At 60.0% G+C, this 20,068-nt stretch carries 15 protein-coding genes, 1 pseudogene and 1 riboswitch; of the genes and pseudogenes, 14 read left to right on the top strand and 2 right to left on the bottom strand.

Annotation, left to right across the window (positions count from 1 at the left end; genetic code table 11):
* The 7 genes from AC1ROI_RS32230 to AC1ROI_RS32200 all read left to right on the top strand — a co-directional run.
* Window positions 1–174, top strand: a 174-nt coding sequence (locus tag AC1ROI_RS32230; RefSeq protein ID WP_172962168.1) for a hypothetical protein, incomplete at its 5' end; no start/stop codon positions are given.
* Window positions 175–874: 700 nt separating this feature from the next.
* Window positions 875–1,648, top strand: coding sequence for an ABC transporter substrate-binding protein (locus tag AC1ROI_RS32225; RefSeq protein ID WP_102595633.1), 774 nt, complete (start codon window positions 875–877; stop codon window positions 1,646–1,648).
* A gap of 91 nt (window positions 1,649–1,739) precedes the next feature.
* The gene (locus AC1ROI_RS32220; RefSeq protein ID WP_010457254.1) at window positions 1,740–2,429 is read left to right on the top strand and encodes an ABC transporter permease; all 690 of its coding nucleotides are present in this window, start codon (window positions 1,740–1,742) and stop codon (window positions 2,427–2,429) included.
* Window positions 2,426–3,124 (top strand): ABC transporter permease, encoded by a 699-nt coding sequence (locus tag AC1ROI_RS32215; RefSeq protein WP_010457252.1) that lies wholly within the window; start codon window positions 2,426–2,428, stop codon window positions 3,122–3,124. Before AC1ROI_RS32220 ends, AC1ROI_RS32215 begins: the two co-directional genes overlap by 4 nt.
* Before the next feature lies 1 nt (window position 3,125).
* Window positions 3,126–4,238, top strand: a complete 1,113-nt coding sequence (locus tag AC1ROI_RS32210) for a M14 family metallopeptidase (protein ID WP_102595634.1) — start codon at window positions 3,126–3,128, stop codon at window positions 4,236–4,238.
* Between the two features lie 27 nt (window positions 4,239–4,265).
* On the top strand, window positions 4,266–5,030 hold the full coding sequence (locus AC1ROI_RS32205) for an ABC transporter ATP-binding protein (protein WP_102595635.1): 765 nt from the start codon (window positions 4,266–4,268) through the stop codon (window positions 5,028–5,030).
* Between the two features lie 247 nt (window positions 5,031–5,277).
* On the top strand, window positions 5,278–6,258 hold the full coding sequence (locus AC1ROI_RS32200; protein ID WP_010457247.1) for a GlxA family transcriptional regulator: 981 nt from the start codon (window positions 5,278–5,280) through the stop codon (window positions 6,256–6,258).
* A gap of 2 nt (window positions 6,259–6,260) precedes the next feature.
* Here AC1ROI_RS32200 and AC1ROI_RS32195 read toward each other — a convergent pair whose 3' ends face one another.
* Window positions 6,261–11,126: a dermonecrotic toxin domain-containing protein gene (locus AC1ROI_RS32195; RefSeq protein WP_102595636.1), complete on the bottom strand. Its 4,866-nt coding sequence runs from the start codon at window positions 11,124–11,126 to the stop codon at window positions 6,261–6,263.
* A gap of 286 nt (window positions 11,127–11,412) precedes the next feature.
* On the opposite strand from AC1ROI_RS32195, the gene AC1ROI_RS32190 reads away from it, so the two are divergent.
* The 7 genes from AC1ROI_RS32190 to astE all read left to right on the top strand — a co-directional run bounded on the left by AC1ROI_RS32190 (window position 11,413) and on the right by astE (window position 19,255).
* Window positions 11,413–12,633: an aspartate aminotransferase family protein gene (locus AC1ROI_RS32190; RefSeq protein ID WP_010457244.1), complete on the top strand. Its 1,221-nt coding sequence runs from the start codon at window positions 11,413–11,415 to the stop codon at window positions 12,631–12,633.
* A 201-nt stretch (window positions 12,634–12,834) separates the two neighbouring features.
* Entirely contained in the window at window positions 12,835–13,854 is a 1,020-nt protein-coding gene (gene aruF / locus AC1ROI_RS32185; protein ID WP_010457242.1) for an arginine/ornithine succinyltransferase subunit alpha, read from the top strand.
* A 70-nt stretch (window positions 13,855–13,924) separates the two neighbouring features.
* Window positions 13,925–14,950: an arginine N-succinyltransferase gene (gene astA / locus AC1ROI_RS32180; RefSeq protein ID WP_010457241.1), complete on the top strand. Its 1,026-nt coding sequence runs from the start codon at window positions 13,925–13,927 to the stop codon at window positions 14,948–14,950.
* Window positions 14,947–16,416, top strand: coding sequence for a succinylglutamate-semialdehyde dehydrogenase (gene astD / locus AC1ROI_RS32175; protein WP_167362295.1), 1,470 nt, complete (start codon window positions 14,947–14,949; stop codon window positions 16,414–16,416). Before astA ends, astD begins: the two co-directional genes overlap by 4 nt.
* 161 nt (window positions 16,417–16,577) lie before the next feature.
* Entirely contained in the window at window positions 16,578–17,924 is a 1,347-nt protein-coding gene (gene astB / locus AC1ROI_RS32170; RefSeq protein WP_102595637.1) for an N-succinylarginine dihydrolase, read from the top strand.
* A 20-nt stretch (window positions 17,925–17,944) separates the two neighbouring features.
* Entirely contained in the window at window positions 17,945–18,232 is a 288-nt protein-coding gene (locus tag AC1ROI_RS32165; RefSeq protein ID WP_010457234.1) for a hypothetical protein, read from the top strand.
* Window positions 18,233–18,244: 12 nt separating this feature from the next.
* Window positions 18,245–19,255 carry a succinylglutamate desuccinylase gene (gene astE, locus AC1ROI_RS32160; RefSeq protein ID WP_010457232.1) on the top strand — a complete coding sequence of 337 codons (1,011 nt, stop codon included), beginning with the start codon at window positions 18,245–18,247 and terminating at the stop codon, window positions 19,253–19,255.
* A gap of 21 nt (window positions 19,256–19,276) precedes the next feature.
* Here the strand turns inward: astE and AC1ROI_RS32155 are convergent.
* Window positions 19,277–19,774, bottom strand: a pseudogene (locus AC1ROI_RS32155) (6,7-dimethyl-8-ribityllumazine synthase); the annotation flags it as partial.
* Window positions 19,775–19,876: 102 nt separating this feature from the next.
* A riboswitch (FMN riboswitch) is annotated at window positions 19,877–20,048 on the bottom strand.
* Window positions 20,049–20,068 lie beyond the last annotated feature (20 nt).

Genomic DNA, 20,068 nt, shown 5'->3' with positions numbered 1-20,068 from the left:
GTGATCCAGTGGGCACCGGGGCTGCCGAAAACCCGTTCGGGCAAGATCATGCGCCGGATCCTGCGCAAGATTGCGACTGCCGAATACGATGGGTTGGGTGATATCTCCACCCTGGCGGATCCGGGTGTGGTGCAGCATTTGATTGATGAGCACAAGATCATGAACGTCGCTTAACCGACATCTCTGAGTCAGTAAAAGCCCCATCCGGTGTTGTGCCGGATGGGGCTTTTTTTGTCTGAGGTTTTTGTGTTGGCCGGTCGGGCCTCATCGCTAGCAGGCTAGCTCCCACAGAGGGAACTGCGCTCGTTTCAAATTGCGAATCCCCTGGAGATCCCTGTGGGAGCTAGCCTGCTAGCGATGGCGATCTGTCAGGCACTCAACAAACAACGGCCAATAATTATCGACTTCACTTGTAGGCGCTTTCCCACTGTTACCCTCCACCCTTCAAGTAACTGAATGTGTAACCGCGCGCTCCGATGCGGGGCATTGGGAAACGCCAACCCCCACTCCCGGGCCTCTCCAGCCCGGCTAAAAAATAAGACACAACGCTGCGCTTGCCGGATTAGAAGGGTTTGCCAATAATAGGCCCGCAATTTGCAGCAGTGATCGGTTCACTGTCTTTTGCTCTTGCATGAATTTGCAGGGCTGTCAACGCGCTCAAGCGGCTTTCTCGGTGCATCTGTAATTAGTTGTCGCATTGAAGAAATATCGGCTTCGGGCCTGTCGTTAGAATGCCGATCACTCGCTCGTTGTGGCTCGCGTTGAAAAAAGCGCGCGGTTCCTACGACGCAGCACCGCTTTGCGGTTCCACTCATTCGCATATTGGGCTGTCGCTCACTCTGCCGTTTTAGCCCTTTACCGATGGAGTCCCAAGATGAAGAAACTCGTGCTGCTTGGCGCCCTGGCACTGTCCGTGCTGTCCCTGCCGACTTTCGCTGATGAAAAACCTCTGAAAATCGGTATCGAAGCGGCTTACCCTCCGTTTGCTTCCAAAGCACCGGACGGCAGCATTGTTGGTTTTGACTACGACATCGGCAACGCTCTGTGCGAAGAGATGAAGGTCAAGTGCACTTGGGTCGAGCAAGAGTTCGACGGTCTGATCCCGGCGCTCAAAGTGCGCAAGATCGACGCGATCCTGTCGTCCATGTCGATCACTGAAGACCGCAAGAAATCCGTGGACTTCACCAACAAGTACTACAACACCCCGGCGCGCCTGGTCATGAAGGCCGGCACTCAAGTCAGCGACGGCCTGACTGAGCTCAAGGGCAAAAACATCGGCGTGCAACGTGGTTCGATCCACGAGCGTTTCGCCCGCGAAGTCCTGGCCCCGCTGGGTGCCGAGATCAAGCCTTACGGTTCGCAGAACGAAATCTATCTCGACGTGGCCGCTGGCCGCCTCGACGGCACCGTGGCAGACGCTACGCTGCTCGATGACGGTTTCCTGAAAACCGACGCTGGCAAAGGTTTCGCGTTCGTTGGCCCGGCCTTCACCGACGTCAAATACTTCGGCGACGGCGTGGGTATCGCGGTTCGCAAGGGCGACGCGCTGAAAGACAAGATCAACACCGCGATCGCTGCCATTCGCGAGAACGGCAAGTACAAGCAAATCCAGGACAAATACTTCGCCTTCGACATCTACGGCAAGTAACACGTCCCGGCGACAAGTCCGAAATGGCGCAAGCAACAGGATCTCTGAGGTTTGCGCCATTTTTTCATCCCAACATTCGAGGACCTGAATCATGTTGAAAGGCTACGGGGCTGTCATCCTCGATGGCGCATGGCTGACGCTTCAGCTCGCCTTGTCCTCCATGGTCCTGGCCATCTTTCTGGGCCTGATCGGCGTGGCATTGCGTCTGTCGCCGGTTCGCTGGCTGGCCTGGCTGGGCGACCTGTATTCCACGGTGATCCGCGGTATTCCCGATCTGGTACTGATCCTGCTGATTTTCTACGGTGGTCAGGACCTGCTCAACCGCGTGGCGCCGATGCTCGGCTTTGACGATTACATCGACCTGAACCCGCTGGCCGCCGGTATCGGCACCTTGGGCTTCATCTTCGGTGCGTACCTGTCGGAAACCTTCCGCGGCGCCTTCATGGCGATCCCCAAAGGTCAGGCAGAAGCCGGCATGGCCTACGGCATGAGCAGTTTCCAGGTGTTCTTCCGGGTTTTGGTGCCGCAGATGATCCGTCTGGCCATTCCGGGCTTCACCAACAACTGGCTGGTACTGACCAAGGCCACTGCGCTGATTTCGGTGGTGGGTCTGCAAGACATGATGTTCAAGGCCAAGCAGGCGGCAGACGCCACCCGCGAGCCTTTCACCTTCTTCCTCGCAGTGGCGGCGATGTACCTGGTGATTACCAGTGTCTCGTTGCTGGCATTGCGTCACCTTGAGAAGCGCTACTCGGTAGGCGTAAGGGCGGCTGATCTATGATCTTCGACTACAACGTCATTTGGGAGGCCTTGCCGCTGTACTTCGGCGGCCTGGTGACCACCCTCAAATTGCTCGCGCTGTCGCTGTTTTTCGGCCTGCTGTGTGCGTTGCCGCTGGGCTTGATGCGCGTCTCCAAGAACGCCGTCGTCAACATGACGGCCTGGCTCTACACCTACGTGATCCGCGGCACGCCGATGCTGGTGCAGCTGTTCTTGATCTACTACGGTCTGGCGCAGTTCGAAGCGGTACGTGAAAGCTTCTTGTGGCCGTGGCTGTCCAGTGCAACGTTCTGTGCGTGCCTGGCCTTTGCGATCAACACCAGCGCCTACACCGCCGAAATCATCGCCGGCAGCCTGCGCGCCACGCCGAACGGCGAGATCGAAGCGGCCAAGGCCATGGGCATGTCGCGCTACAAAATGTACAAGCGCATCCTGCTGCCATCGGCTCTGCGCCGGGCGCTGCCGCAGTACAGCAACGAAGTGATCATGATGCTGCAGACCACCAGTCTGGCGTCCATCGTGACCCTGATCGACATCACCGGTGCCGCGCGCACGGTCAACGCTCAGTACTACTTGCCGTTCGAAGCGTACATCACCGCCGGCGTGTTCTATCTGTGCCTGACCTTCATTCTGGTGAAGCTGTTCAAGCTGGCCGAGCGCCGCTGGCTGGGCTATCTGGCCCCGCGGAAGCACTGATATGGAACGCATCGATCACGTATTGCCGTGGAACCACCTGGGCAGCGAGCGCCAGATCTCGGTGTTCCGCTTCGGCAGTGGCGAGCGCAAGGCCTACATCCAGGCCAGCCTCCACGCCGATGAACTGCCGGGAATGCGCACGGCCTGGGAGCTGAAAAAGCGCCTGGCCGAACTCGAAGCCCAAGGCCTGCTCAACGGCGTGATCGAGCTGGTGCCGGTGGCCAATCCACTGGGCCTCGGTCAACTGTTGCAAGGCAGCCATCAAGGTCGTTTCGAAGCGGGCAGCGGCAAGAATTTCAACCGCGATTTCGTCGAGCTGAGCGCGCCAGTGGCCGCTGAGCTGGACGGGCACCTGGGTGATGATCCGCACGCCAATATCCGTTTGATCCGCCAAGCCATGAGCGACGCACTGGCGGCATTGCCTCCGGCGGCGAGCCAGTTGCAAGGCATGCAGCGCATCTTGCTCAGCCACGCCTGCACCGCTGATGTCGTGCTGGATTTGCATTGCGATGCCGAAGCGGCGCTGCACATGTACGCCTTGCCGCAACACTGGCCGCAATGGCGTTCGCTGGCCGCGCACCTGAATGTGAAAGTGGGTCTGCTGGCGGAAGATTCCGGCGGCAGTTCCTTTGACGAGGCGTGCTCGCTGCCGTGGCTGCGTTTGTCGCGTCAGTTCCCGGATGCGCAGATTCCGCTGGCCTGTCTGGCGACGACCATCGAACTGGGTGGTCAGGCTGATACCGGTCGCGCGGAGGCCGAGGCTTATGCCGAAGGCATTCTGGCGTTCCTCGCCGAGCAAGGCTTGATCAGCGGCGAATGGCCCAAGCCTGCGCAAGAGGCGTGCGAAGGCATGCCGTTCGAGGGCACCGAGTTGCTGTTCGCGCCGCACCCGGGTGTGATCAGCTTTTTGCGTAAACCCGGTGAGTGGATCGAAGCCGGTGACGAGATTTTCGAAGTGATCGATCCGTTATCGGATCGGGTCAGCACGGTGTGTGCTGGTACGTCCGGGGTGCTGTTTGCCATTGAACGGCTGCGTTATGCCCAACCCGGTTTCTGGCTGGCCAAGGTGGCGGGGCGCGAAGCGCTGCGTCACGGGCGCTTGCTCAACGACTGACTGACTGTTTTTGTGAGAACCGACCGCATGTACAAACTTGAAGTCCAAGACCTGCATAAACGCTATGGCAGTCACGAAGTGCTCAAGGGCGTGTCCCTGAAAGCGGCGGCTGGTGATGTGATCAGCATCATCGGCTCCAGTGGCTCTGGCAAAAGTACTTTTCTGCGCTGCATCAACCTGCTCGAGCAGCCGCACGCGGGCAAGATTCTGCTCAACAACGAAGAGCTGAAACTGGTGGCGAACAAGGACGGCGCGCTGAAAGCGGCCGACCCGAAACAGCTGCAACGCATGCGCTCGCGCCTGTCGATGGTGTTCCAGCATTTCAACCTGTGGTCGCACATGACCGCGCTGGAAAACATCATGGAAGCGCCGGTTCACGTGCTGGGCATGTCCAAGGCCGAGGCCCGCGAAAAAGCCGAGCACTACCTGAACAAGGTCGGCGTGGCCCATCGTAAAGACGCTTACCCGGGCCACATGTCCGGCGGCGAGCAGCAGCGCGTGGCGATTGCCCGTGCGCTGGCGATGGAGCCTGAGGTGATGCTGTTCGACGAACCGACCTCGGCCCTCGACCCGGAACTGGTCGGCGACGTACTGAAAGTGATGCAGGCCCTGGCGCTGGAAGGCCGGACCATGGTCGTGGTGACGCACGAAATGGGCTTCGCCCGTGAAGTGTCGAATCAGCTGGTGTTCCTGCACAAAGGTATCGTTGAAGAAAGCGGCGACCCGCGTGAAGTGCTGGTCAATCCACAGTCTGAACGCTTGCAGCAATTCCTGTCGGGCAGCCTGAAGTAAACCGAACTCCCGTTGCGCACCGGGATAGTGCATGCTTCGCAACCTAAAGGCTGGTCCCAATCCCTGCAGGAGCGGGGCTTGCCCGCGAATGCGGTGGTTCAGACAGCAATCATGTTGACTGAACCACCGTTTTCGCGGGCAAGCCTTGCTCCAACAGGGGAATGCTGCTGGTTTCGAGATTTGCGTTCATTTACGGGCTAGCATTGGCCCATGCCTTCATCACTGTTTTCGTTTCGGATTGCCCGCCATGACTGCCCATCGAATTGGTTTCCTGATTTGGCCCAGCACTAAAGCACTGACGCTTGCGCTGGCTGAGGAGGCCTTGCGTGTTGCCCAGCGTGTGCATCCGGATGTTGTCTACGAATTGTCGTTTTTGCAGGCCGAACCACCGACCGAAGGCGCCTGGCAACTGCCGGGTGAGCCGTGGGCCGGCAAGCTCGAAAACTTCCAGAAGCTGTTTCTGCTCGCCGATGAGCCGCCGACCACCCTCGCGCCGGCGCTCAGCAGTTCGCTGAAACAACTGGTGCGTGCCGGTTGCGTGATCGGTGGTTTGTCTGCCGGTGTCTACCCGTTGGCGCAATTGGGTTTGCTCGACGGTTACCGCGCTGCCGTGCATTGGCGCTGGCAGGACGATTTCGCCGAACGCTTCCCTAAAGTGATCGCCACCAGCCATCTGTTCGATTGGGATCGTGATCGACTGACCGCGTGTGGCGGCCTGTCGGTGCTCGATCTGTTGCTGGCCGTGCTGGCCCGTGATCACGGCGCCGAACTGGCCGGCGCTGTGTCGGAAGAACTGGTAGTCGAGCGTATCCGCGAGGGCGGCGAACGCCAGCGCATCCCGCTGCAGAACCGCCTCGGTTCCAGCCATCCGAAGCTCACCCAAGCGGTGTTGCTGATGGAAGCCAACATCGAAGAGCCGCTGACCACCGACGAAATCGCCCAGCACGTGTGCGTGTCCCGTCGACAACTGGAGCGGATCTTCAAGCAATACCTCAACCGTGTGCCGAGCCAGTACTACCTGGAACTTCGCTTGAACAAGGCCCGGCAGATGTTGATGCAAACCAGCAAGTCGATCATTCAGATCGGCCTATCCTGTGGCTTCTCATCGGGGCCACATTTCTCCAGCGCCTACCGCAACTTCTTCGGTGCCACGCCGCGGGAAGATCGCAACCAGCGGCGCAGCAGCAGTCCATTCGAGTTGTCGTCGGTGCCGTCCGAGCGCGGTTGATGTTACTCGTCGATCTCGGAACCCTCTGAGGTCGACACCTGTATTTCCCCTCGGTTGATAACCTCCTCCACGCCAAAATCCGCACGGGTCAGTTCAAAGAAGCGGACCAGTCGCGCGAGGCTTTCCTGGGAAAACGGATTGCCTCTCAAGGTGATGTTTTCAGCAATTTCCACCGGCAATTCCAGCAGGTCGCTGGGCACCTCGGTTATTGCATTCATGCTCAGGTCAGCCCAGTCTAGATCCGCCAGCTGAAGCAGGCCGTCGGGTATGTCAGTGATGCCGGTGTCGTTGAGCAGCACGGTCGACAAGTCGGGCATTTGGCTTAGATCCGGCGTGCGCCCCAACGGGTTAAAGCTCAGGTCGAGGTAATCAAGCTGCTCCATTCCCGCCAATGCACTTGCCGACTCCGCTGACAGGCTGACCCGGCAATCGGGGAGCGACAGCGAGCGCAGGCGTCCCATCTTGAACACCGAATCGGGAATGTCACCCAGGTCACACTCGCGCAGCCGCAGGCTTTTGAGGTTGAGAAAGGACTCAAGGAAACGCCCCAGGCGTGTTGCGCCCTCGGCACTGTCAACCTCAAGCGCGGAAACATGGCTGAAATCCGCACTCAAGGTCGGCAGTTCTCCATTGATGACCGGACGGACCCTGAGTTCGAACGTCGGCTCAAGTGCTTCGTTGAACTCATCCAGTTCCGACTCGCGCTGCCAGCACTTCTCGAGCGCTTGCTTGAATTCGTCGCGGTTCGTTTGCTCGGCAACGAGTTGCTCGTCGCTGAACGGTTCGCCCGTCACCGGGTCCTGCTGCGGAACATCGGCGGTCCATGCGGACAAATCGTTTTTCAGCTGGGTGAGCTCTTGTTCAAGGCGCGTCAAATAGCTGCGGCCATCCTCCAGAGTCCCCGGCAATTCGTAGACGAACTCGCTCGCCTGCTCGATTTCCATGCTGGGGTACAGCGCCTTGACCCGATCGATATCGGCTTCGGGTGCATAGACGCCCATGTCGTAGGCGGTTTCGAAGTGGTGTTGCTTGATCAATTCTCGCGCGCTGTTCGACAGCGGATTGTCGGTGAGGTGCAGGCCGCGCTTGCCGTATAGCGAACTCTCGAATAACCCGGCAGGCAACTCGCTGATGTGGTTGTTCATCAGCAGGAGGGTTTGAAGCTTCGGTTGTTGCAGAAGGCTGGCCGCAATCCCTGTCTGGCGGGTGTCGCTCAGGTCCAGGTGCGCCAGCTCGCTCATCGTGTCGATATGCGGCAAGGTTTCAAACGGATTTTTGTACAGGTCGAGCATGGCCAGTTGCTTCATTGACGCCAGCTTCGACCACGTGGCGGCGTCGACCCGGATGCCGCAATCGCTCAAGACCAAGGCGTGAAGGTCGGGCATTTGGCTGATGGCGTCGGGGAGGGTGTTCAGGGAAAAGCGGCGCAATTCCAGGCGGCGCAGCCCGCTGAAACCTCGTAGAAACGCGGGAATGGCCTGTGCGCTGCGGGTGCCTTCCAGGGACAGCTGCGACACATGACTGAAATCGGCAGTCAACGACGGCAAGTCGCCGAGGATCGGCTCTGCAAACCTGAGCACATATTGGGTCACCCCCTCCGGTGTGTCGAAATCCCGGTCGGACTGTCGACGCCAGCTGCGCTGGATTTCCTGGGCCAGCAACCGGCGGTTGTTTCGCTCGGCTTGTTGATCCAGTTCGCTGAGCGGGCGCCCGGTGTCAGGATGGGTTGTGGGGGAATCACTGACCCAGGCGCGCAGGTCCTGATGCAGTCGGGCCAGCTCCCTCCTCAAGCGTGAAAGTTCTACGCGAGCACCATCGGGATGAAGTTGCAGTGTCTGGACAATGGACTGCATTTCTTCCTGAGGCAGGTTGGGGTAAACCTCGCGAACCCGGTCGTTGAGCGTCGGTGTCTCGCGGGCGATTCGACTGTAGCCCTCGGTACCACCGGGCAGGCGCATGGTGGTCGGGTCATAGAACGGTTTCCGATGGGGATTTTTTGCAAACAGCCTGCGTAAGGCCGGTTGCTCCAGTGCGTGTTCGGCGATGCGTTGTTTAAAGACCTGGGCATCTGTGATCCAAGGGTTCAACTTGTTGCGTTGCGCATCCGGCAGTGCCCGGAACAAGGCCTGATAAAAATCCTCCGGCGTCGAATCCGGGTCTTGGTGTACGTGGTAAGTCCCGTCTTCAGCGCGAACCAGTATTTTTTGTAGGGGCGCATCGGGTTGGCCAATGCTGTCGCGCAAAGCTCCCTCGGCCGAGTAGTCCCGCACTTCGATACGCAACCCGGCTGGTAAATCGGGCAGTGAGTTCAGGCTTTGCAAGGCCAGTCGGTGGGTGTCGGTGGTGTCCAGCGCTTCGGAATAAAAACCTTCAGAGGCTCGGATAGCACGCACGGCCTCCATGGCTTTGAGCGCGGCGTCCTTGAGACGCTGGGGCGTGCGGCCGTTGTGCAGCTGTTTCAGTTCCGTGCCGGACGCATTGCTCACCAGTTCCTCGGCGATATCGGTAGGTAACCCCCGCACATCATCAATCAGCCGCTGAACCCGCAGGTCATCGGTTTTTTCCAGCGCGCGATAACGCAGATCGAACAGCGATTTGCGGTAATCCCGGGCCAGTTCTGCGGTCCGTTGTCTGAAGGCTGATGTTTGGGCTTGCGCTGTCGGCATTGGCGTGTCGACAGGCCAGCCGTCGTAGCCACTCAGCAGTTGATGTTGCAGGGTCGAATCAGCCTTTCGATAGTGCTCGGGTTGATCACTGCCGATCTGCTCGATAAAGGTGTCGATGTCCCGGTTGATCTTGAAACGCTTGATCGTGTCGGTCAGCAGCGAAGGCGGGCGGTAATGTTCGACATGCATTTCGCGCACGGCGTTGTCGTGGAAACCGCTGACCCGCAGGATCTGCTCGCGCTCGGCGTTGCTGAACGACTCGACACCCTGGCCGATTCGACGCATGACCGTTTCCCGATCCCATTCCAGCGGTTGTTCCAGCTCGGTGTGCCAGGCGCCGTGGTGATTGTGCAGTAAAGAAGGCTGATAAGCATCGGCGCGGGTCGGGTGCTCAATCTGAAACGCGTTGGAGGTGCCATCGGGTTTCACGGCATACAGTTTTCCTTCCAGAGGCAGCAGCGTATTGCCCCCGTGGCGATAGAGGCCAAGCTGATCGGGTTTGGCGCCTTCGGGCAAACGCTGTGCCTGTTCGTAAGGGGTCAGATCCGGCTTCCAGTAGCGGGTTTTTCCTTTCGGCGTTGCGACGGGTTTGAGCGGGTCGACCAGCGCGACCGCTTCGCGCGAAAGCAAACGGCTGAAGGCGCCGGCAGCGATCGCACCACCCACCGCGAATGTGCCCACCTCAACCACTGTTTCAGCGAGTGTAATCAAATGCCCGACCGCCTCTGTTTTCAGTCCTTCGGCCAGGTCTACGATGCCTTCGAATGTTTCGTCGAGTAACTGGTAAGCCATATAACCCAGCATTATTTCGCCAAGAAACGGGACGAACGGCAATGCCACGAATGTTGCGATTTCAAGCAGCGTCGAAGCTACTTTGCTGACGGCATCCCACAAAGCCCAGCGCGCGTTTCGGTCGGCGGAGGCGGTGGAGACGGCCAGCGTGCTGGCGTCGTTGAGGATTTTGTTTAGTTGTCGCTGATAGAGATGGTTCCACAGGTCCGCGCTGAACGGCGTCATTGAAAACCGCAGGTTAGGCCTGTCGATGGGCGTTTCGCGCCAGCTCGGCAGTGGGTCGCCACGCTTGTGTTGATGCCAGGTCACGCGCTGGAGGCGGCGGTTGAGATCAGCAAAAAAAGGGCCCCTTTCCTTATGCTCGACGAAGCGGCTGAAGAACGTCTGGTAAGCCGGGGCGCGTAGCTTGCGGGTCAGTTCGGTCATGAACGCCAGGGTATTCGGGTACTCCTTGAGCGGGTGCTCGGGATCGTCGGGAATGTAGGCAATGATCCGTGTTCCCTTGCGCGCGCGCTCCAGGCTCGGCGCGAAAACGACAATCCCGGTCAGGGAGGAGGACATGAGGGTCAGGTCATGACCGTACAGCGGCTGGCCATTGAGTCGCGCCCCGGAACGACCTTCCACAAGGCGCAGGATCGAGTGATAGGCATCCTCCGGAATATCCTTGCGGATTTGAGCCATTTGTAGCGCGGCTTTGAGTGCCGTTTTATGCGAGCTGATCACCTTCGCTTTCAACACCGCGCCGGCCACCGGGTTGGTCAGCCCAAGATTGTCTTTGAGGTACGTGGTGTAGCGGGCGCCAATGTCCAGTTCCCGGCACAGCCTCACAAAGGCAGCAATGGTCAGTTTCTGTTTGACCGCCGGCAGCGTATCGAACTGCCCTGCGGGCGATGGTTCGGTAATGAACGTCGAGGCGGGCTCGTAAGCATCCGCCGCCATTTCCGATGCCTGAAAGTTATGCAGGGCGGCGTCGAGCAGCGACACGGTCCAGGTGCGCGCAGCGCCCGTCTTGATCCCGAACCAGGGCACGGCTTGTGGAATGTACAGGCGCAGGAAGGTGGTTTTAACGTCCAGTTCCAGATCAAACCGGGTTTTCAAGGCCGCGCTTAGCAACGCTTCGGCGAAGGCGCGTGCGCTTTGCAGCCTCGACAGCGTTGAGTCCAGACGATTTCGCTGGGTCCAATGTTCCTGGCTGAGCTTTTTCAGCGACTGGTGTTGCAGGGATGTCGCGGTGCCGTGCCAGTGCGGCGCGGCAAGCGAGGCGGTTTTGAGGGCATCGCGTGTCGCGGGCGAGGCTTCCAATACCCAGGTCGGCAGGTTGTTGAACAGATGATGGTAGTGATCGTCCGGTTGCGTGGCGGATTCATTGCCACCGACATTTGAAGGGTGATCGTTTTCGTGTCGACTCATGCGCTATTCCCTTAGCGTTTGGATGAGTCGCCAGCAAAACAGACGATGACGGGGCGGGTGCGGTACATATTTACCGCACCGCTCGACAAGCCTGCCTATAACCTGTGCCGGCGGTTTAAACTGCGCCTTTGCGACCCTATATGTCGCATTGCCGTAAACCCGGCTGAAACCGGGGTTTGCGCTATAAGAAGTTGTCGCTTGGCGGCAAGGCCGGGCTGAAAACTGTCCTTACAATCCCCCCATCGCTCGCCAGTTTCCGGCGAGCGTTCCTCTTCAGGAGACTCCGATGTCCGTTGAGCACGCTGCGGTAGAACGCGCCGATTTCGACCAGGTAATGGTTCCCAACTACGCGCCTGCCGCATTCATTCCAGTGCGTGGTGCCGGTTCCCATGTCTGGGACCAGTCTGGCCGCGAGCTGATCGACTTCGCTGGCGGGATTGCCGTTAACGTATTGGGCCATGCGCACCCGGCGCTGGTCAGTGCCTTGACCGAGCAGGCGAACAAGCTGTGGCACGTGTCCAACGTGTTCACCAATGAGCCGGCCTTGCGCCTGGCGCATAAGCTGGTCAACGCCACCTTTGCCGAGCGTGCTTTCTTCTGCAACTCCGGCGCCGAAGCCAACGAGGCCGCCTTCAAGCTGGCCCGTCGCGTCGGTTTTGATCGGTTCGGCAGCGAGAAGTACGAAATCATCGCCGCGCTCAACAGCTTCCACGGCCGTACCCTGTTCACCGTGAACGTCGGTGGCCAGTCCAAGTATTCCGATGGTTTCGGTCCGAAGATCACCGGTATCACCCACGTGCCGTACAACGATCTGGCTGCGCTGAAAGCCGCCATTTCCGACAAGACCTGCGCCGTGGTTCTGGAACCGATCCAGGGCGAAAGCGGTGTGATCCCGGCTGAGCTTGAGTACCTGCAAGGCGCTCGCGATCTGTGCACCGCGCACAATGCGCTGCTGATCTTCGACGAAGTGCAGACCGGCATGGGTCGCACCGGCCACCTGTTCGCCTATCAGCATTACGGCGTAGTCCCGGACATCCTGACCAGCGCCAAGAGCCTGGGCGGCGGTTTCCCGATCGCGGCGATGCTGACCACCGAAGACCTGGCCAAGCATTTGGTCGTCGGCACCCACGGCACCACATACGGCGGCAACCCGCTGGCGTGCGCGGTCGGGGAAGCGGTGATCGACGTGGTCAACACCCCTGAAGTGCTGGCTGGCGTCAAGGCCAAGCATGCCAAGTTCAAGGCGCGCCTTGAGCAGATCGGTGAGAAGTACGGCATTTTCACCAAGGTCCGCGGCATGGGCCTGTTGATCGGTTGTGTACTGAGCGACGCCTGGAAAGGCAAGGCCAAAGACGTCTTCAACGCCGCCGAGCGTGAAGGCCTGATGATTCTGCAAGCCGGCCCCGACGTGGTGCGTTTTGCCCCAAGCCTGGTGGTTGAAGACGCAGACATCGACGAGGGCCTGGACCGCTTCGAACGCGCTGTGGCCAAGTTGACGCAAGCCTGATGACCCTTCGGCGCCTGACATTTCAGGTGTCGAACCCAATTTTTATGCCGGACCCGCTCTTCTGTAGAGCAAGGCTTGCCCGCGAAAGCGGCGTGTCAGACCCCTTGTTATTGGCTGACACACCGCTTTCGCGGGCAAGCCTCGCTCCTGCAAGGGTTCGGCTTATTTCCCCCAAAAGAGTTACGAGAAAGGAGTGACACCATGCTGGTGATGCGCCCCGCGCAAATGGCTGATCTGGGCGAGGTACAGCGTCTGGCTGCGGACAGCCCGATTGGTGTCACTTCCTTGCCGGATGACGTTGAACGCCTGAGCGACAAGATCGCCGCAAGCGAAGCCTCGTTTTCCGCGGAAGTCAGCTTCAACGGCGAAGAAAGCTATTTCTTCGTCCTCGAAGACTCGACCACCGGCAAACTGGTCGGTTGCTCTGCAATCGTTGCCTCCGCCGGTTACTCCGAGCCGTTCTACAGCTTTCGCAATGAAACTTTCGTGCACGCCTCCCGCGAGCTGAAGATTCATAACAAGATTCACGTGCTCTCGCAGTGCCACGACCTGACCGGCAACAGCTTGCTGACCAGTTTCTACGTGCAGCGCGAGTTGGTGGGTTCGCCTTGGGCCGAGCTCAACTCCCGTGGTCGTCTGCTGTTCGTTGCCAGCCATCCGGAGCGCTTTGCCGATTCCGTGGTGACCGAGATCGTCGGTTACAGCGACGAAAATGGCGACTCGCCGTTCTGGGACGCTATCGGTCGCAACTTCTTCGACCTCAACTACGCCGAAGCCGAGCGTCTGTGCGGCCTGAAGAGCCGGACCTTCCTCGCCGAACTGATGCCGCATTACCCGATCTACGTGCCTTTGCTGCCGGACACCGCTCAAGAAGCGATGGGCCAGGTGCATCCGCGAGCCCAGATCACCTTCGACATCCTGATGCGCGAAGGCTTCGAGACCGATCACTACATCGACATTTTCGACGGCGGCCCGACGTTGCATGCCCGCGTCTCCGGGATCCGCTCGATCGCGCAGAGCCGTGTGGTGCCGGTGAAAATTGGCGAGGCGGTCAAAGGTGTCGGTCGTCAGTACCTGGTGGCCAACGCCCAGTTGCAGGATTACCGCGCTGTATTGCTTGAGCTCGATTACGCGCCGGGCAAACCCGTGACCCTGGATCTGGAAGCGGCCGAAGCCCTGGGCGTCGGTGAAGGTGCGAGCGTGCGCCTGGTGGCGGTTTAACGACTGCTTGAGTGTTTAGAAAGCAGCGAAGTTTCGCGGGTGGCGCAAGCGGCCCGTTTGAGGAGATAGCATGATCGTTCGTCCTGTACGCAGCAGCGATTTACCCGCTCTGATCGACCTGGCCCGCAGCACCGGCACCGGCCTGACCACCTTGCCGGCCAACGAAGAACGTCTGGCCCATCGGGTCGGCTGGGCCGAGAAGACCTTTCGCGGTGAAGCCGGGCGGGGCGATGCAGACTACCTGTTCGTGCTCGAAGACGATGATGGCCGCGTGGTGGGCATTTCCGCCATCGCCGGCGCTGTCGGCCTGCGTGAGCCTTGGTACAACTTCCGGGTCGGCCTGACGGTCAGCGCTTCGCAAGAGCTGAACATCTACCGCGAGATCCCGACGCTGTTCCTGGCCAACGACCTGACCGGCAACTCTGAGTTGTGCTCGCTGTTCCTCCACGCCGATTACCGCACGGGCCTCAACGGCCGCATGCTGGCCAAGGCGCGGATGCTGTTCATCGCCGAGTTCCCGCAGCTGTTTGGCAACAAGATCATTGCCGAGATGCGCGGCGTGTCCGACGAAGCCGGGCGCTCGCCATTCTGGGAAAGCCTGGGCCGTCACTTTTTCAAGATGGAATTCAGCCAGGCCGATTACCTGACTGGCGTGGGCAACAAGGCGTTCATCGCCGAACTGATGCCGAAATTTCCGCTGTACACCTGCTTTCTGTCGCCAGACGCGCGCAACGTCATCGGTCAGGTTCACCCTGACACCGAGCCGGCGCTGGCCATGCTCAAGAGCGAAGGTTTCAGCTACCAAGGCTACGTCGACATCTTCGACGCCGGCCCTGCGGTCGAGTGCGAAACCGGCAAGATCCGCGCCGTGCGCGACAGCCAGGCACTGGTGTTGGCCATCGGCACGCCGGGTGATGACGCTACTCCGTTCCTGATTCACAACCGCAAGCGCGAAGACTGCCGCATCACTGCCGCGCCAGCACGCTTCGCCGCCGGTACGTTGGTCGTTGATCCGCTGACCGCCAAACGTCTTCAACTCAACGCCGGTGATCAAGTGCGCGCCGTTCCGTTGTCTGCTGCCAGGGAGTCGAAATAATGAATTCGCTATACATCGCAGGTGAATGGCTGGCCGGTCAGGGCGAAGCCTTCCAGTCACTGAACCCGGTGACCCAGCAAGTGCTGTGGACCGGCGAAGGCGCGACCGCCGCTCAGGTTGAGTCGGCCGTGCAGGCTGCTCGTCAGGCGTTTCCGGGCTGGGCCCGTCGCACCCTGGACGAGCGCATTACCGTGCTTGAAGCCTTTGCCGCCGCGCTGAAAAACCACGCTGACGAACTGGCCCGCACCATTGGTGAGGAAACCGGCAAGCCGTTGTGGGAAGCCGCAACGGAAGTGACCAGCATGGTCAACAAGATTGCGATCTCGGTGCAGAGCTACCGCGAGCGTACCGGCGAGAAGAGCGGCCCGCTGGGCGACGCCACCGCCGTGTTGCGCCACAAGCCACACGGTGTGGTGGCGGTGTTCGGGCCTTACAACTTCCCGGGGCATTTGCCGAACGGTCACATCGTGCCGGCACTGCTGGCCGGTAACAGCGTGCTGTTCAAGCCCAGCGAACTGACGCCGAAAGTCGCCGAACTGACGGTTAAATGCTGGATCGAAGCCGGTCTGCCAGCGGGTGTGTTGAACCTGCTGCAAGGCGCTCGCGAAACCGGTATCGCCCTGGCGGCGAACCCGGGCATCGACGGTCTGTTCTTCACCGGTTCGAGCCGCACCGGCAATCACCTGCACCAGCAATTTGCCGGTCGTCCGGACAAGATCCTCGCCCTGGAAATGGGCGGTAACAACCCGCTGGTGGTGGATCAGGTCGCAGACCTCGATGCTGCCGTTTACACCATCATCCAGTCGGCATTCATTTCCGCCGGCCAGCGTTGCACCTGTGCCCGTCGCTTGCTGGTACCGCAGGGCGCCTGGGGCGACACGTTGCTGGCGCGTCTGGTGGCGGTCAGCTCGACGATTGAAGTCGGTGCGTTTGACCAGCAACCGGCGCCGTTCATGGGCTCGGTGATTTCCCTCGGTGCGGCGAAAGCGCTGATGGATGCGCAAGAGCATCTGCTGGCCAATGGCGCCGTGGCGCTGCTGGAAATGACTCAGCCTCAGGCGCAAGCCGCGTTGCTGACACCGGGCATCCTGGACGTGACGGCTGTCGCCGATCGTCCTGACGAGGAGCTGTTCGGCCCGTTGCTGCAAGTGATCCGCTACGCTGATTTTGAAGCGGCGATTGCTGAAGCCAACGACACGGACTATGGGCTGGCGGCTGGTTTGCTGTCGGATTCCGAAGCGCGTTATCAGCAGTTCTGGCTGGAAAGCCGTGCCGGTATCGTCAACTGGAACAAGCAGCTGACCGGCGCCGCGAGCAGCGCGCCATTCGGCGGCGTCGGCGCTTCGGGCAACCACCGCGCCAGCGCCTACTACGCCGCAGATTACTGCGCGTACCCGGTGGCCTCGCTGGAAACGCCGAACCTGGTGTTGCCTGCATCGCTTACGCCTGGCGTGAAGATGGCGTGATGTCCATCGCCAGCAGGCTGGCTCCCACAGGTTCGGTGGTGTTCACACATTTTGTGTACGACCCCATCACTGTGGGAGCCAGCTTGCTGGCGATGGCCGCGACGCGGTCTTACTGAATAGTTACTGAAGCCATAACAACAGATTCTCGTGGAGCCTCGCTGATGAAATCCTATGAAGTCAATTTTGACGGTCTAGTGGGGCCGACCCATAACTACGGCGGTTTGTCCTACGGCAACGTCGCGTCCCAGAGCAACAGCCAGCAGTCTTCGAACCCGAAGGAAGCCGCGCTGCAAGGCCTGGCGAAAATGAAAGCGCTGATGGAAATGGGCTTTCAGCAAGGCGTTCTGGCCCCTCAGGAACGTCCTGACGTTGCGGCCCTGCGCCGTCTGGGCTTCAGCGGCACCGACGCGCAAGTGATCGAGAAAGCCGCCAAAGATGCGATGCCCTTGCTGGTCGCCAGTTGCTCGGCGTCGAGCATGTGGGTGGCCAACGCCGCCACGGTCAGCCCGAGTGCCGATACTGCGGATGGCCGCGTGCATTTCACCGCTGCCAACCTCAACTGCAAATACCACCGCAGCATCGAACACCCGACCACCAGCCGCGTGCTGGGGGCGATGTTCGCTGACCAGAAACACTTTGCTCACCACGCCGCCTTGCCGGCGGTGGCGCAGTTCGGCGACGAAGGTGCGGCCAACCACACCCGTTTCTGCCGTGAATACGGTGAAGCCGGCGTCGAGTTCTTCGTGTTCGGTCGCAGCGCATTCGACACCCGCTACCCGGCTCCCCAGAAGTACCCGGCGCGCCAGACGCTTGAAGCCTCGCAAGCCGTTGCTCGCCTGCACGGCTTGAGCGATGACGGCGTGGTCTTCGCCCAGCAGAACCCATCGGTGATTGATCAGGGCGTGTTCCACAACGACGTGATCGCGGTAGGTAACGGCGAGGTGCTGTTCTATCACGAGGACGCGTTCCTCGACACCGAGCAAATGCTCGCTGAACTGCAGGGCAAACTCGCAAAAGTCGGTGGGAAATTCCAGTCAATTTGCGTCCCGCGTTCTGCCGTTACCGTCGAAGACGCCGTTCGTTCCTACCTGTTCAATAGCCAACTGCTGACCCGCCCTGACGGTTCGATGCTGTTGATCGTGCCGGAAGAGTGCCGTGGCAATGAACGCGTCTGGCAGTACCTGCAAGGTTTGACCAGCTCCGGCGGCCTGATCCGCGAAGTGAAGGTTTTCGATCTGAAACAAAGTATGCAGAACGGCGGTGGCCCGGCTTGCCTGCGGTTGCGTGTCGCACTGAATGAAACCGAACTGGCGGCGGTCAATCCAGGGGTTATCATGACGGCACCGTTGTACGGCACGCTGACCGAATGGGTCGACAAGCACTACCGTGACCGCATGGCCGAAACCGACCTGGCGGACCCGCAATTGCTGCTTGAGTGCCGGACGGCACTGGATGAACTGACGCAAATCCTTAAACTGGGCGCGGTTTATCCTTTCCAGATCAATTGAACGTCGAGAGCGTAAAAAACATGAGCGATACCCTGCAGCTGATCCTTGAAGACACCGACGGCACGCAACTGGAAACGTCCTGCACCCGCGTCGCGGTCCTGTGGCAAGGCAAAGAGCTGTGGATCCAGCAGGACGGCCGCGGCCAGCTGCTGATCGGCGTGGACGTTGAAGAAGGTGATGCCGAATACGCAAACCTGCTGCTGCGCCCATTGGCGACTAATCTGGTAAGTCTGCAACTGGAAATGGAACCGGCTGAAGTCGGCGACGAAGACCACGTGCACGGCCCGGATTGCGCACACGACCACTAAGGAAATCGCTCTATGCTCGCCCTCGGCAAACTGCTTGAACTGACCCTCGCCGGCCGCGAACCGGCGGAGAAGACTCAACTGACTGTCGAAGGCGTGCGCATGCGCTGGTTGAGCGAAGGTGCGCTGGAAGTCCGGCCGCCTGAGGCGCGCGACAATGGCCTGGACCTGCTGCTGTCAGCGGGTATCCATGGCAACGAAACAGCGCCGATCGAGTTGCTCGATCGCCTGTTGCATGACATCGCGCGTGGCGACTTGAAGCCGCGCGCACGCATTCTGTTCCTGTTCGGCAACCCGGAAGCGATTCGCAAAGGCGAGCGCTTCGTCGAGCAGGACGTCAATCGGCTGTTCAACGGCCGTCACGAACAAACCAGCGGTTCCGAAGCCCTGCGCGCCTGTGAACTGGAGCGGCTGGCGGCGAGTTTCTTCAGCCTGCCGGATCGCAGCCGCCTGCATTACGACCTGCACACTGCGATTCGTGGTTCGAAAATCGAGCAGTTCGCGTTGTATCCCTGGAAAGAGGGGCGCCAGCATTCACGTCTCGAGCTGGCCCGTTTGCGTGCTGCCGGTATGGAAGCGGTGCTGTTGCAGAACAAGCCGTCGATTGTGTTCAGCTCTTACACCTACGACAAGCTCGCTGCCGAGTCTTTCACCCTTGAGCTGGGCAAGGCGCGGCCGTTTGGGCAGAACGACGGTGTGAACGTCTCGCTGCTTGAAACCCGCCTCCAGCAGATTATCGAAGGCACCGAGCCTGCGGTGACCGACGAAGGCCTGGACGGTTTGCAGTTGTTCAGCGTGGCGCGGGAAATCATCAAGCACAGCGATAGCTTCCGCCTGAACCTGCCGGCGGACATCGAGAACTTTTCGGAGTTGGACGTGGGTTACGTGCTGGCCGAAGACATCGCCCAGACCCGCTGGATCATCGAAGAGAAGGGCGCCCGGATCATCTTTCCGAACCCCAAGGTCAAAAACGGCCTGCGCGCCGGCATCCTGATCGTGCCCGCCACCGACGAAAACCTGGCATAACAGACACAGTAGTCCCCTGTAGGAGCGAGGCTCGCTGCGACGCAACGCACGCATCTTGTGCAGCGTATCGGCACAGGTCTTCGCCGCTTCCTGGCCTTTATGCACGAAATGCTCGAAGAAGAACTTCTGATGCTCTTCGCCGGCATGGAAGTGGTGCGGGGTTAAAACCACCGAGAACACCGGCACTTCAGTCTCCAGCTGAACCTGCATCAGGCCGCTGATCACCGACTGGGCGACGAATTCGTGACGGTAGATGCCGCCGTCGACCACCAGGCCCGCCGCGACGATGCCGGCATAACGGCCGGACTTGGCCAGCAGCTTGGCGTGCAGTGGAATTTCAAAGGCGCCGCCGACTTCGAAGAAATCGATCTCCGATTCCTGATAACCCTGGGCAATCATTTCGGCAACGAAGCCCTTACGGCTCTGGTCGACGATTTCCTTGTGCCAGCAGGCCTGGATGAACGCAACGCGCTCGCCCTGATGGTTTTTGCTTTTGCTATCGATTGCGGTGGGTTGCATGTTCTGACTCCTGTTTATGTAAAAAACAGGGCATATGAATCGAATGGGATTTAAGGGTACGCACGCTCGCACGAATGCCTGCGGACGGCCCTTTGGCGCCAATCCCGTTCTCTCTTCATCCGGACTATGACCGTCGGCCCCGGGATCACACCGGGTCTGCTGACCTTGCCGCCAGACACCACCGAAGCCGTGTCTGTCACCAAGCGCTCGCGGGCTATGCGCATTGCGCGCAATTACCGCCGGTGGGGAGTTGCACCCCGCCCTGAGAACGTTTTGCCGCCAGATTGTTTGGCG

The organism is Pseudomonas sp. GW823-FHT02C02 (assembly GCF_058797635.1).
Note: the sequence above shows the minus strand (reverse complement) of the source record. Positions and strands in the feature narration are given on the sequence as shown.

Bases quoted from the DNA above. Each gene is read 5' to 3' on its own strand.
- astA (WP_010457241.1), top strand. From the start codon at position 13,925: ATGATCGTTCGTCCTGTACGCAGCAGCGATTTACCCGCTCTGATCGAC.
- AC1ROI_RS32220 (WP_010457254.1), top strand. From the start codon at position 1,740: ATGTTGAAAGGCTACGGGGCTGTCATCCTCGATGGCGCATGGCTGACG.
- aruF (WP_010457242.1), top strand. From the start codon at position 12,835: ATGCTGGTGATGCGCCCCGCGCAAATGGCTGATCTGGGCGAGGTACAG.
- AC1ROI_RS32200 (WP_010457247.1), top strand. From the start codon at position 5,278: ATGACTGCCCATCGAATTGGTTTCCTGATTTGGCCCAGCACTAAAGCA.
- AC1ROI_RS32195 (WP_102595636.1), bottom strand. From the start codon at position 11,126: ATGAGTCGACACGAAAACGATCACCCTTCAAATGTCGGTGGCAATGAA.
- astB (WP_102595637.1), top strand. From the start codon at position 16,578: ATGAAATCCTATGAAGTCAATTTTGACGGTCTAGTGGGGCCGACCCAT.
- AC1ROI_RS32215 (WP_010457252.1), top strand. From the start codon at position 2,426: ATGATCTTCGACTACAACGTCATTTGGGAGGCCTTGCCGCTGTACTTC.
- AC1ROI_RS32190 (WP_010457244.1), top strand. From the start codon at position 11,413: ATGTCCGTTGAGCACGCTGCGGTAGAACGCGCCGATTTCGACCAGGTA.
- AC1ROI_RS32225 (WP_102595633.1), top strand. From the start codon at position 875: ATGAAGAAACTCGTGCTGCTTGGCGCCCTGGCACTGTCCGTGCTGTCC.
- AC1ROI_RS32210 (WP_102595634.1), top strand. From the start codon at position 3,126: ATGGAACGCATCGATCACGTATTGCCGTGGAACCACCTGGGCAGCGAG.
- astE (WP_010457232.1), top strand. From the start codon at position 18,245: ATGCTCGCCCTCGGCAAACTGCTTGAACTGACCCTCGCCGGCCGCGAA.
- AC1ROI_RS32165 (WP_010457234.1), top strand. From the start codon at position 17,945: ATGAGCGATACCCTGCAGCTGATCCTTGAAGACACCGACGGCACGCAA.
- AC1ROI_RS32205 (WP_102595635.1), top strand. From the start codon at position 4,266: ATGTACAAACTTGAAGTCCAAGACCTGCATAAACGCTATGGCAGTCAC.